At 65.8% G+C, this 12,292-nt stretch carries 13 protein-coding genes; 9 read left to right on the forward strand and 4 right to left on the reverse strand.

The features are described from left to right. Positions 1 to 19: 19 nt before the first annotated feature. Both ACOHX0_RS11655 and ACOHX0_RS11660 read left to right on the forward strand, forming a co-directional pair. Positions 20 to 844, forward strand: a complete 825-nt coding sequence (locus ACOHX0_RS11655; RefSeq protein ID WP_420676900.1) for a C45 family peptidase — start codon at positions 20 to 22, stop codon at positions 842 to 844. Further along, a complete protein-coding gene (locus tag ACOHX0_RS11660) occupies positions 841 to 1,722 on the forward strand; it encodes a hypothetical protein (protein WP_420676901.1) in 882 nt (293 codons plus the stop codon). The genes ACOHX0_RS11655 and ACOHX0_RS11660 overlap by 4 nt, the downstream gene beginning before the upstream one ends. Positions 1,723 to 1,880: 158 nt before the next feature. Here the strand turns inward: ACOHX0_RS11660 and ACOHX0_RS11665 are convergent, their stop codons facing one another. Beyond that, entirely contained in the window at positions 1,881 to 2,576 is a 696-nt protein-coding gene (locus ACOHX0_RS11665; protein WP_420676902.1) for an RES family NAD+ phosphorylase, read from the reverse strand. Continuing rightward, complete coding sequence (locus tag ACOHX0_RS11670; protein WP_420676903.1) at positions 2,573 to 2,962, reverse strand: antitoxin Xre-like helix-turn-helix domain-containing protein; 390 nt, start codon at positions 2,960 to 2,962, stop codon at positions 2,573 to 2,575. The genes ACOHX0_RS11665 and ACOHX0_RS11670 overlap by 4 nt, the downstream gene beginning before the upstream one ends. A 315-nt stretch (positions 2,963 to 3,277) precedes the next feature. Between ACOHX0_RS11670 and ACOHX0_RS11675 the strand changes: the two genes are divergently transcribed. From ACOHX0_RS11675 to ACOHX0_RS11700, 6 genes are read left to right on the forward strand one after another with little or no spacing between them, the layout of a single operon-like run. Then, positions 3,278 to 4,327, forward strand: coding sequence for a LacI family DNA-binding transcriptional regulator (locus ACOHX0_RS11675; protein ID WP_420676904.1), 1,050 nt, complete (start codon positions 3,278 to 3,280; stop codon positions 4,325 to 4,327). 19 nt (positions 4,328 to 4,346) lie between these two features. Continuing rightward, positions 4,347 to 5,606, forward strand: a complete 1,260-nt coding sequence (locus tag ACOHX0_RS11680) for a sugar ABC transporter substrate-binding protein (RefSeq protein ID WP_420676905.1) — start codon at positions 4,347 to 4,349, stop codon at positions 5,604 to 5,606. Positions 5,607 to 5,657: 51 nt separating this feature from the next. Then, on the forward strand, positions 5,658 to 6,728 hold the full coding sequence (locus ACOHX0_RS11685) for a carbohydrate ABC transporter permease (RefSeq protein WP_420676906.1): 1,071 nt from the start codon (positions 5,658 to 5,660) through the stop codon (positions 6,726 to 6,728). Next, the gene (locus ACOHX0_RS11690; protein ID WP_420676907.1) at positions 6,728 to 7,609 is read left to right on the forward strand and encodes a carbohydrate ABC transporter permease; all 882 of its coding nucleotides are present in this window, start codon (positions 6,728 to 6,730) and stop codon (positions 7,607 to 7,609) included. Before ACOHX0_RS11685 ends, ACOHX0_RS11690 begins: the two co-directional genes overlap by 1 nt. 11 nt (positions 7,610 to 7,620) lie before the next feature. Next, a complete protein-coding gene (locus ACOHX0_RS11695; RefSeq protein WP_420676908.1) occupies positions 7,621 to 8,613 on the forward strand; it encodes a glycoside hydrolase family protein in 993 nt (330 codons plus the stop codon). A gap of 5 nt (positions 8,614 to 8,618) precedes the next feature. Then, complete coding sequence (locus ACOHX0_RS11700) at positions 8,619 to 9,704, forward strand: ABC transporter ATP-binding protein (protein WP_420676909.1); 1,086 nt, start codon at positions 8,619 to 8,621, stop codon at positions 9,702 to 9,704. 247 nt (positions 9,705 to 9,951) lie between these two features. Here the strand turns inward: ACOHX0_RS11700 and ACOHX0_RS11705 are convergent, their stop codons facing one another. Beyond that, entirely contained in the window at positions 9,952 to 10,752 is an 801-nt protein-coding gene (locus tag ACOHX0_RS11705) for a glutathione S-transferase family protein (protein WP_420676911.1), read from the reverse strand. 4 nt (positions 10,753 to 10,756) lie between these two features. Next, positions 10,757 to 11,200 carry a cupin domain-containing protein gene (locus ACOHX0_RS11710; RefSeq protein WP_420676913.1) on the reverse strand — a complete coding sequence of 148 codons (444 nt, stop codon included), beginning with the start codon at positions 11,198 to 11,200 and terminating at the stop codon, positions 10,757 to 10,759. A gap of 111 nt (positions 11,201 to 11,311) precedes the next feature. Between ACOHX0_RS11710 and ACOHX0_RS11715 the strand changes: the two genes are divergently transcribed. After that, on the forward strand, positions 11,312 to 12,238 hold the full coding sequence (locus tag ACOHX0_RS11715) for a LysR family transcriptional regulator (RefSeq protein ID WP_420676914.1): 927 nt from the start codon (positions 11,312 to 11,314) through the stop codon (positions 12,236 to 12,238). Positions 12,239 to 12,292 lie beyond the last annotated feature (54 nt).

Here is a 12,292-nt window from a genome sequence, read left to right on the forward strand (position 1 = left end):
TTCAGCGAAAGGCACCGCCATGTGTACCATCGGAGCCGTTTTTGACGGCCAGACCATCCATACGTTCAAGCAATGCGACCTGATCCCGGTTACCGAATTCAATGCGCCGCAGACCAGGGCCGGCAGCAATGGCGTTGTCAGTTACACCGCCCTGACCCGGGGGGACGGCAGCGGGCGGCTCTGGGCCGGAAGCAACAGCTCGGGCGTGTCCTTCGTGGCCGCCGACGCCTATACCACATCGGCCAATTACTTTGTCACCGATGCGCAGACCGATGCCCTGTTCGCGGCCTATGAGAAGAGCGTCTCAAGCTTCACCACCGCCACCGCGGCGGCGGAGTTCCTTGCGGGGTTCTACGAAGACATGGGCAGCGGAACCGGATTCCCGGCGCCCGATATCAGCCTGCTGACCGGATGGGCGGATGAGGCGCAGACCCGGCCGGTCTCGATCTTCCTCGAATACATGCCGCGCCCCTTTCTGCACGCTCCGGTGCGCAGTATCATCCGCCACGCCGGGCATTTCGCTTCGGCCAACCATTTCCGCATTCAGCCGGAGGCAGTCCATTACCCGGCCAACCACTCGACCTATCTGCGGCTCTCCAGGGCCGAGCTCCTGCTGCAGCAGGACCCCACCCATGCCGGGATAATGTCTGTGCTGACCGATCAGTATTATGGCCGGTGCGAGCTCTCGATCTGCCGCGAGACCCACTATCCGAACGAGGAATTCCAGACCCAGGCCACAGCACTGTTTTCCGCCGGTCCCGGTCTGGCGCCAGTCTGCGAATACCAGGTCAACGGCAACCCGCTGACCAATCCGCTGCAAACCTATGAGGGGGCCGCCGCATGATACCTGTCACGATCAACCGCACCAGCAATCCGCCAGCGCCGAAGCCCGGCGGCGGTTTTCGCTTTGTCGATCAGGGCAATTACCTGAAATCCGCGCTGGTTCCCGGGATGACCCTGTATTCGGACAGCGCCACCTCCTGCATCATCACGATTGTTGTTGCGCAGAAGGGAGAGGAGATCTCGGCCACCCTGGCGCATCTGGACAGCCCCGAATGCATCAAGGCCTTCTTCCATGATGTAACGGCCGAAAACTACGACAGCGTCCAGATCTATGCCCAGGGCGCCAACCCGCCGGACAACGAAACCGCAAGGAAGAACGCCACCCAGCTCAAAGCCTCTGCCGAAGCCCTCGGCAGCACCCTGGCGGCGGCGGATCTGTACCTGCTCGAAGGCAGCCCGCGCGAGGACAACCTCGGCGATTTCGGCATCGGCGTCGATGATATGGGCGGCATAGTTGTTTCGAACCAGCCCTATGCGCTCGAACTCACCGACCGCGATCCGACCTGCGGCGGGCAGACCGTCTATTGCATCATGCGCCGCCAGGAGCACCCGGCGGTCGAGATCCGCAACGCGGCGCTGCCGTTCACCCATGCCGAACTGGTGGAGCTCTCCTCCATCGCCCTCAGCTACCGCAAGAACCCGGATGACCCGGCGTCGGCGTTCACCAATATCGTCAACATGCAGAATGCGGCGATCCGGGAAAGCTGGTCGACCACACCCCAGTATGAGGCGCCGTGGTTTTCGGATCAGCTGAAGCAGGGCGCCTGCTTTGCCCTCTCCATGGCACCGGTCACCGCCCTCAGCAGCGACTATCTGAGCAAGGAACACGAGCGTCCGTTCGGCCGCCTGCGCCGGGCAATTTTGCGCGGAGACGGATGACTTCCTGCGGCAACGCCTAGGCATGCTGCGGGCCGGCACAGGGGTTGGCGGAGGCTGGTCCAAGGTCAGATGGTGTATTCGGCCTGCGCCCCGGCTCCAGTCCGGGTCTCTGCCAGCTGCCGCATCCCGTGCGCTGCTGCCCGATCCTGGAGCGCCGGTCAGGCCACCTGCAGGATCGCGTAATCCGGCGTGCCTTCCCAGCTCAGCTCCCAGGAGGCCCCGGGCCGGACGTTCTGGATGGCCTGCGGGTCAAAGCACACGAGGCAGTTGCCCTCGGGCGCCCGCACCGACGGGTAGATCAGCCCCCGGGATCCCGCACGCCGGAGGCCCTCCGCGAGGCTTTGACCTTCCGGGTAACCGATGGCCGGATCGGGGTGCAGCGCCGCGTGCCCGGGCTCGTCACTGATGTCATCGAACGTGCCGATGAAATCGGCGTGCATTTCGACATAGCGCGCGGTGTCGTGAAAACTCCCGGTGTATTCAAGCTCGCGGGTGCGGTGGAAGGCGACCTCGGCAACGGACACCATGACATCCCAGGCGCAATACCAGGCGCCGCGGTCTTCTCCGTTGAAGCGGTTGCCGCCCGCCCGCGTGTAGGTGAAGGCCGCGTTCACATGGGTGTTGCCATAGACCCGCAGGTCCGCCTTGCGGCGGTGCCAGGCAAGCTCCCGCGGGTCGAGATGCGGGCTCTTGCCGGCCTCGGCAACCAGGCGCGCGCTGGTGAGCCCTTCGATTTCGGCAAGGATGTCCGCCTCCTCATCGGTATCCACCAATCCGCGCAGGGCGGGAGCCTTGTGGTAGGTGGCCGGAAGCAGGCGGATGAGCCCCCGGTCCGAGATACCGGTCTGCTTCATGCACCGCCCCGCAGCGCATCCAGGTAGGTCCGGATATTCAGGATCTGCGGCAGGCCGCCCTCGATCGCGGTATCGACCGGGCGCGCGCCGCCGAAGAGGGGGCCGGTGTTCGGCCGGGTGATCCATGCCCTGGCGAGCGGTTCGGAGAAATAGAGCTCCAGCGACTTGTAGATGCCGATGATCGCGGAAAGGCGCAGCAGCTGATCCTTGGTCAGCTCACCGGAAAAGCCCGGCTTGCGCGCGCGCTTCCAGGTGCTCTCCGACATGTCGGCCAAGGCGGCCGCCTCCTTCAAGGTCAGCCCCCAGGCCCCGGCGGCCCGGGCGTATGCCTTCAGCGCCACTGCGGTGAGTTCTGCCGGTTCACGGGTTCTTGCGGTGATCTGCATGATCTTGCTCCTTGGGCTCAATATTGGATCATATGGACCAAAAGTAAAGACCAAATGATCCGACCGAACCCTCCGCGGCCAATCTGGCCACCCTTTTTGGCAGATGTGGCGCCGCTGCGCCTGAACCCGGCCACCAGGAGTCACGTAATCGCCCGCAGCATCCGCCGCTTTGCACCGCGAGCGGAGTTTCGGCAGCGCAGGCACCCTTCGGGCTTGCCGCGGCCGACAGGACAAAAAAGTTGACACGCCCGGCCGGACTCACGTATGACACCGATGTCATGACACCGATGTCATGCGGGCCGGGAGGACGGAATCGTGGCAACCATTTACGATGTCGCAAAACTGGCGGGCGTGTCGCCAAAGACGGTGTCGCGCGTGCTCAATGGCGATGCCCCGGTCAACGAAAAAACCCGCACCGCGGTGACCGGGGCCATCGCGGCCCTTGGATACGTGCCCTCGCAAGCAGCGCGGATGATGCGCTCCAACCGGTCCGGGCTGATCGGCCTGATTACCGGAGCGATCTCGGGCGCCGCTGAAGTGGCCGGGGCAAAGGGCTTGCCGGATCTGCACATCGTGCAGGCGATACAGCAGGGCATTTCGGCCGGCGGCAGGATCCTGATGATCGCCGACACCGGTGAGAGCCCCGAAACCGTGCCGGTGCTGGCGGCGACTTTCGCGCAGCACCGCGTCGAGGGCCTGATATACGTCGCCGATCACCACAGCCGGGTGGACCTGGACCTTGGCGCCGCGAAATGCCCGGTCCTGCTGGCGAACTGCTACGATGACCGCGGCACGCCCTGTGTCCTGCCGGATGACGCCGCCGGGCAGAAAGCTCTGGTGGCCCGGCTGATCGCGGCCGGGCACCGGCGGATCGGCTTCCTGACGCTGGACCCGGAGATGCCGGCCGGGCGGCTGCGTCTCGAAGGCTACAGGGCGGCGCTCGCCGGGGCCGGCATGGCCTTCGACCCGGCACTGGTTGCCCCGGGCCACGTGATCGGGCGCGACATGCACAGCGGGCAGCTGACCGGGGCGCTCGAGCAGCTGCTTTCGCTGGGCGATGCGCCGAGCGTGATCTGCTGCGGCAACGATGAAATGGCGATGCGGGTCTACGGCCTGCTGCGCAGCCGCGGGCTCCGGGTGCCGGAGGACATCTCGGTGGCCGGTTACGACGATCACCGCTCGATCGCCGAAATGCTCTACCCCTCGCTCAGTACCGTCGAACTGCCCTATCGCGCGATCGGGCTGAAATCGGCGGAGCTGATGCTCGGGATGACCGGGGGCAAGCCCCCGGCTCCGGAGGGTCCCGTGCTGGTGCAGGGATCCGTCGTCTGGCGGTCCTCGGTGACCGCCCTCACCCAAGTCTGATCTCACGGGAGGAAAATTCGTGAAACTGCCCCAACTGACCCTTCGCGCGCTGGCCGCGTCCACCGCGCTGGCCGGGGCGGCCAGCGCCCAGACCGAGCTGAGCCTGTGGTATCACGGCGCCGGCAACGAAGCCGAAAGCACGATCCTGAACGGCATCATCGAAGATTTCAACGGCGCCCAGAGCGACTGGAAAGTCACGGTCGAGAGCTTCCCGCAGGAAAGCTACAACGACAGCGTCGTCGCCGCGGCGCTGGCCGGCAACCTGCCTTGCATCCTCGATGTCGACGGGCCGGTGATGCCGAACTGGGCCTGGGCCGGCTATCTCCAGCCGCTGCCGGTCCGGGAGGAGGCGCTGGAGGGCCATCTCGACGCCACCATCGGCCGCTGGAACGGCGAGGTCTACTCGGCCGGGTTTTGGGACGCGGCCGTGGCGCTCTTTGCCCGCCAGTCGACGCTGGACGAATTCGGCCTGCGCACACCGACCCTGGAGGAGCCCTGGAGCAGGGAGGAATTCATGGCCGCCCTCGAAGCCGCGAAGGCCAGCGGCAAATACGACTATGCGCTGGATCTCGGCACCGCCTGGACCGGCGAATGGTACCCATACGCCTTCTCGCCGTTCCTGCAGAGCTTCGGCGGCGACATCGTCGACCGCGAAACCTACCAGACCGCCGAAGGCGCGCTGAACGGCGATGCGGCGATCGCGTTCGGCGAATGGTGGCAGTCGCTGTTCACCGAAGGCTATGCCCCGGGCACCAGCCAGGACCCTGCCGACCGGGATTCCGGCTTCACGGAGGGTAAATACGCGTTCTCGTGGAATGGCAACTGGGCGGCTGTCCCGGCACTTGAGGCGGTGGAGGATCTGGTCTTCCTGCCGGCGCCCGATTTCGGCAATGGCCCGGTCATTGGCGCGGCGTCGTGGCAATTCGGCGTTTCCAGCGCCTGCGGCCACCCCGAGGGCGCCGCGGCCTTCGTCGAACACGCGTTGCAGGACAAGTACCTCGCGGACTTCTCGGACGGCATCGGCCTGATCCCGTCGACCAAGGAAGCGGCGCAGATGACCGGGAACTATGCCGATGGCGGCCCGATGGCCGTGTTCTTCGACCTCTCCGAGCAGCAGGCGCAGGTGCGGCCGGTGACCCCGGGCTACGTCGTCGCCGCCAAGGTGTTCGAAAAGGCGCTGGCCGATATCGCCAATGGCGCCGACGTCGCCGACACGCTGGATGGCGCGGTCGACGAGATCGACAGCGACATCGAAGCCAACCGGGGCTACGGCCACTGATCCTGCCGGGGCCGCGCGACCCCCGCGGCCCCGCCTTTCCGAGGGACACTTATGTCAAGCAAGCTGAGACGATCGAACCGTGCCGGGTGGCTATTCGCACTGCCGGGATTTTCGCTGCTGTTCCTGTTCATCATCGTGCCGTTCTTCTTCGCCTTCTGGCTGTCGCTGACCAACCAGCGGCTGGTCTCGCCCAACCCCGCCGAGTTCGTCGGGCTGAAGAACTATGCCGATCTGCTGAGCGTTTCGGTGATCACGCTGGAGCCCGAGCGCGGCGCCGGCGGCGAGGTGCAGCGCGATGAGGACGGCCAGGCCGTATACCCCCGTGTCCGCACCATCACCCGCAGCGGCGACTTTCCGCATCTGAAGGGGATGCGCGAATGGTTCCGCTGGCACTGGGGCGGCAAGGCGAAGGTGGTGCTGGCGTCGGACGTGGTGTTCATGAAGGCGCTGGTCAACACGCTGACCTTCGCGCTGTTCATCGTGCCCCTCCAGGGCGGCGGCGCGCTGCTGCTGGCGCTGCTGATCAACCAGAAACTGCGCGGAATCAACGCCTTCCGGACGATCTATTTCATGCCCGTGGTGGTTTCCATCGTCGTTATCTCGCTGTTGTGGCGGTTCCTCTATTCCGGCAACGACGGGCTTTTGAACAACCTTCTCGAAACCCTTACCTTCGGCGTCTTCACCCCCAAAGACTGGCTGGGCTCGCCCGAAACGGCGCTCGGCTCGATCATCGCCATGTCGGCCTGGCAGGCGGTGGGTTTCCACATGGTGATCTGGCTCGCCGGGCTTCAGACCATCTCTCCCACGCTCTACGAGGCCGCCGCCATCGAGGGCGCCAGCAAGTGGCAGACCTTCCGTTATGTCACCTGGCCGGGACTGAGGAACACCGCCGTGCTGGTGCTGATCGTCATCACCATGCAGAGCTTCGCGGTGTTCGCGCAGATCGACGTGATGACCAATGGCGGACCGCTGGATTCGACGCAGACGCTGGTCTTCCAGACCGTGGAACGCGGCTATGGCAAGCAGGACATCTCGGGGGGCGCGACCATCTCGGTCATTCTCTTCCTGATGGTCCTGGCGATTTCGGCCCTGCAGGCCTATCTGACCCGGGAGCGCAAATAATGGCCCTCGTCACTTCCGAAAACCGCGGCCTGAGACTGGCGGCGCGCTATGCAACGCTGTCCGTCGTGGCCCTGATCTTCCTCTTCCCGCTGGTCTTCATGGTGGTGTCGAGCCTCAAGCCCGACCAGCAGCTTCTGGCCGACACGTCGAGCTTCCGGGCCTTCCTGCCGGTGGGCGACATCAGCCTCGACAACTACCACAAGGCGTTCAGCCGCGCGCCGATCGGGCTGTTCATGCTGAACTCGGTCGGCATCACCATCGTCACGGTGGCGCTGTCGGTCCTGCTCTGCTCGCTGGCGGCGTTTGCCTTCGTCTTTCTCGACTGGCAGGGCCGCGGCGTTCTGCTCTCGGTGATCGTCGCCACCCTGATCATCCCCTTCGAGACCATCGCGGTGCCGCTCCTGCTGTTCGTCTCGAAGCTGCCGTGGATCGGCTGGGAGGGGCTGGAATGGGGCTGGCTCAACACCTACCGGGTGCAGGTGATCCCGTGGATCGTGGACGCGCTGACGATCTTTCTCTTCGTGCAGTTCTTCAAGGACCTGCCGCGCGAACTGATCGAGGCGGCGCGGGTGGAGGGCGCCAGCTGGTTCCTGGTCTACCGCAAGATCGTGATGCCGCTGTCGGGCCCGGTGCTGGCCACCGCCGCGATCCTGAAAGCGCTGAAGATGTACAACGAGCAATACCTGTGGCCGCTGATCGTGGTCCAGGACGAGGCGCACCGCCCCGTCATGGTGGGGCTTGGCTACTTCTTCCAGCTGCAAATCGCCTGGGGCGAGGTGATGGCCTATCTCACGCTGATCTCGGTCCCGGTCATCGCCTTCTATCTTGTCATGCAACGCGCCTTCATCTCGTCGATCGCATCGACCGGCGTCAAAGGCTGAGGACTTCAAACATGGTTATCGCACTCGAAAAAGACTGGATCTGGGACAGCTGGTATGCCCATGACGGCGCGCGCTGGCACGGCTATTTCCTGAAAGCGCCGAAGTCGCTGGAAAACCCCGATTTGCGCCACTTCAACGTCAGCCAGGGCCACGCGGTCTCGGACGACCTGGTGACCTGGGAGCACAAGGGCACCTGTTTCGAGCCCGCCGAAGGGCCGGCCTGGGACGATTACACCACCTGGACAGGATCTGTGATCAAGGATGATGACGGGCTCTGGCACCTGTTCTACACCGGCACCTCGCGGTCCGAGGACGGGCTCTATCAGCGCATCGGCCATGCCGCCTCCACCGACATGCATTCCTGGGAACGGGTGGGCGGCGGGCTCTGCCTCGACCTTACCGGCCCCAATGCCGGGGCCTACGAGACCGATCACATGAAGGGGTTCTGGCACGACCGCGCGATGCGCGACCCCTGGGTGATGCGCGACCCGGAGGGCGAAGGCTGGCTGATGTTCTTCACCGCCCGCGCGGCCGGGATCGCGGAGCCGAACGCCGGCGGCGCCATAGGTTTCGCCACCTCGCCCGACCTGATGTCCTGGACCCTGCAGCCCCCGGTCTTCACCGGCGGCTTCGGCCAGCTGGAAGTGCCGCAGGTGTTCCGGCACGAGGGCCGGTGGTTCTGCCTGTTCTGCACCGCCGCCGAGCATTTCTCCAAGGGCCAGGCCGAGGCAACGCCCGGCGGCCCGGTCACCGGCAGCCACTACCTGACCGGCGACGGCCCGCGCGGGCCGTGGCGGATTGCGCCGGGGTTTCTTGATGGCGCCCTGCCCTGCCTGCGCTACGCGGCGCGGATCGCCGACACCGGCGAGGGGCTGGTGATCCTGGGGTTCAACGACATAGCCCCCGACGGCGCGTTCGGCGGCTACGTCATGGACCCCGAACCCGTCGTCCTCGATCCCAACGGCCTGCTCCGCGTCGGGCGGCCGCCGCAAGCAGCGGAGTGACGGGCATGGCAACTCTGAAACTGAAGGACGTGCGCAAGAGCTACGGCAATGCCCAGGTGATCAAGGGCGTCGACCTGGAGATCGAAGACGGCGAATTCTGCGTCTTCGTCGGCCCCTCGGGCTGCGGCAAGTCCACGCTCCTGCGGATGATCTCGGGTCTCGAGGACATCACCTCCGGCACACTCGAAATCAACGGGCAGACGGTGAACGACCTGCCGCCGAAGGACCGCGGCATCGCCATGGTGTTCCAGTCCTACGCCATCTTCCCGCACATGACCGTGCGCGAGAACGTGGCATTCGGTCTGACCGTCGCCGGCGCTCCGAAGAAGGAGAAGGAGGAAAAGGTGGCCGAGGCCGCGCGCATCCTGCAGATGGAGCACCTTCTCGACCGGCGGCCCAGCCAGCTCTCCGGCGGCCAGCGCCAGCGCGTCGCCATCGGCCGCGCCATCGTGCGCAAGCCCCAGGTGTTCCTGTTCGACGAACCGCTGTCGAACCTCGACGCGGCGCTGCGGATGGACATGCGGATGGAGATCGGCAAGCTGCACAGCCAGCTCGGCGCCACCATGGTCTACGTCACCCACGATCAGGTCGAGGCAATGACGCTCGCCGACAAGATCGTCGTGCTGAAGGACGGCAAGGTGATGCAGGCGGGCGCGCCGATGGAGCTGTTCCACGAACCGGCCAACCGCTTCGTCGCCGGGTTCCTCGGCGCGCCGTCGATGAATTTCCTGGACGTTTCGGTCGATGCAAAGGACGGCACCCAAGCCAAGGTCTCGAACGCCGCGCTGGAGCCGGTCGCGGTCGCCCACAAGGGCCGCATCGGCGGCCAGAGCGGCGCGGTGCTGGGCATCCGGCCGCAGCACGTTTCGGCCACCGGTCCCGGCCAGGGGATGCTGCACGGCACCGTGAACCTGTCCGAGCGGCTGGGCACCGAGACGGTGGTCGACATGACATTGAAGGACGGCAGCAAGTTCATCGCCGCTTTCGACGAAGACAAGGTCTTTGCGCCGGGACAGGCCATCGACCTGAAGTTCGACCCCGCCCGCGCGCATCTGTTCGGCCAGAGCGACGAGACCGCCGCAGCGCATTGACGCCGGCAAGGCTCAGGGCCGCCCACCGGGGCGGCCCGCGCTTCCGGTCCGGCGGTTGCGCACCGCGCCGCCCGCCTGAAGCATGGCGCGCGGGAAGCACGGGCAGCGCGGGCCGCTTCGCCCGCCTGCAGCGAAGGCCCGGATCGACCCTTGCGGCCTGGCTTGCGCACCGGGGAAGACCGCTGCAAATCCGGCTAAACACGCATCCCGGCAGCGCCGCTTCCCCATCCGCATACGCCCGCAGCTCTCAGGCCAGGAGACCCAGCGCCGCGTCGCTGGCCGTGCCCCGGTACTTGTCCCGCGGCGGCCATGGGCGGTCCCGCCAATGCGGCGTGACCGCAAAGCTGGACACGGAACGGCCATCGGCTCGCGCGCCATTTCCCGCCCCGAGGGCGTAATCGTAATAAAGCTTCACGATCTCTTCCCGGGTGACCTGCCGGGCTGCCGGGTGAGCCAGGCAAGCCTCCTGCCATTCCCGCACCCGTTCGTATCCCGGCTCTGCGGGTAACTCGAAACCCTCGTAGTAGCCAAGAAACCAGAACCGCATGAAGACCGGCGTGTAGACCGCCTCGGCCAGACCGAAGCTTTCGAACAGATATCGCCCTGCGGGGCTGTGTTCGAGCAGGAAGCCATTGATATCGCGATAGAGAGACAGCAGCTTTTCCGCACAGGCACCGCGGCGCGCGCGCTCCTGGTTCATGACGAAATGATAGCCCGCCATCGTGAACGGACCCTCCCGGGCGATCAGCATCGACTCGATGGCATGTTGCGCCCGGTCTGGGCGCCGCAGCCGCGGGCCTTCGATCAGCTCATCGAGATAGCGCAGGATCACCAGACTTTCCTTCAGGATGATGCCGTCCGGCGTCTCCAGAACCGGAAGCGCGGCGGTGCCGCCTGTCTTCGCCAGAAGCTCCGGATCGCGCGGCTTGGTGATGTCGACGGGCCGGAACTCCACGGCCTCCTCCCGGCCCCGCAAGGCCAGCAGGATCTCAAGCCGCTGGGAGAACGGGCAGACCGGGATGTGATAGAGGGTATGCCTGGCGGTCATCGGGTCACTCCAGAGGCGGTCCGGTGAAGGTGAGGTTATGGCGCCCGGCCGACTCCTCGATTGCGGCCATGTCGTCCGGAATACGGAACCGGCCCGCGGCCATCTCGGCAAAGAAGCCTTCGAACCCGCCGGGCGTCAGGATCACCAGGTGGCGGGACGGCGCGCTGCCCGCGACCTTGAAACTGTGCTCCGTGCCGCGCGGAATGAAGACGCTTTCCCCCGGCCCGGCGATTGCCTCCCTGCCTGCGATCCAGACCTTGCAGGTCCCGGAGAGCATCACCAATGCCTCGTCCTCCCTTTGATGGATGTGCCGGGGCGGCCCGCTTCCCGGCGGCGACCAGCTGTCCACGATCGACATCGCGCCCCCGGCCTGTTCCCGCGAAAGGATGGTCTTGTATCTGACGCCGAGCCATTCGAGGGCGTCTTTGTCTGTGGCGAGGTCCTTCATCGTTTCACTCCTGAACTGGGAACTGAAACGAAAGCGCTTTCGGTCTCAAGATGATAAACTGAACACAGGGTATCGGCCAAAGTGTATTTCCTGATATAGGATATCGCTGGAATGAATTTCGCGACGTTCGACCTCAACCTGCTGCGCGTGCTTGACGCAATCTTCCGGGAAGGCTCGACGGTCAAGGCCGCCGCCCGGCTGGGGCTGTCGCAGTCCGCGGTTTCCGGCGCCCTGTCGCGCCTGCGCCATGCCCTGGACGACCCGCTGTTCGTCCGCCAGGGCAACCGGCTGATCGCGACCGATTATGCCGCCGGGCTGAAGGAGCCGGTCCGGCAAGAGCTGGAGCGGATCGAAGCCATCCTGTCACCGCCCGCCTGTTTCGAGCCGCAGACCGCGACGGGGACGTTCCGGATCGCGGCGAGCGATTTCTTCGCCGAGCTGCTGATGCCGCCGCTGGGCGATCTGCTGCAACGCAAGGCTCCGGGCATCCGGGCGCAGCTCGTCGATCTTGTGCCGCACGACTATATTGCCAGCCTGGAACGCCGCAACGCGGACATGGCGCTGATCCCCGACACGCCGCTGCCTGACTGGGTCAGCCGCGAGCCGCTTTTCCACTCGCCGTTCCAGGTTATCGCGCGGCGCGGCAACCCGGGGATCGCGGGGCTGGAGCCGGGGCAGACCATGCCGCTGGACCTGTTCTGCGCACTGCACCACGTCTTGTTCTCGCCGGAAGGCAACATTGCAGCCATGGGCGACGCCGCCCTTGCGCAAGCCGGCAGACAGCGGCGCGTTGCCATGACGGTCCCGGTCTTTTCCGGGGTGTGCCGTGCGGTGCGGGAGAGCGATCTGATCGCACTCGTGCCGTCCCAGCTGGCGGCCGATGTGGCGGATACCTTTGACCTGCGGGTATTCGAGCCGCCCATGCCGATCGATCCGCCGCTGATCGTAGGTATCTGGCACAAACGGTCCGATACGACGCCCCTCGCCGCCTGGATGAGGGAACAGGTGTTCAGCCTGATGCGCGCGCAGGACCGCTGAGGGTTCACCGGAAAGGTGCCGGCGCCGCCTTTCGGAGCAAGCGGGCCTCCGGCG

Source organism: Cribrihabitans pelagius, assembly GCF_048820915.1.
In the GTDB taxonomy this organism is placed as follows: Bacteria; Pseudomonadota; Alphaproteobacteria; order Rhodobacterales; family Rhodobacteraceae; genus Cribrihabitans_A; species Cribrihabitans_A pelagius.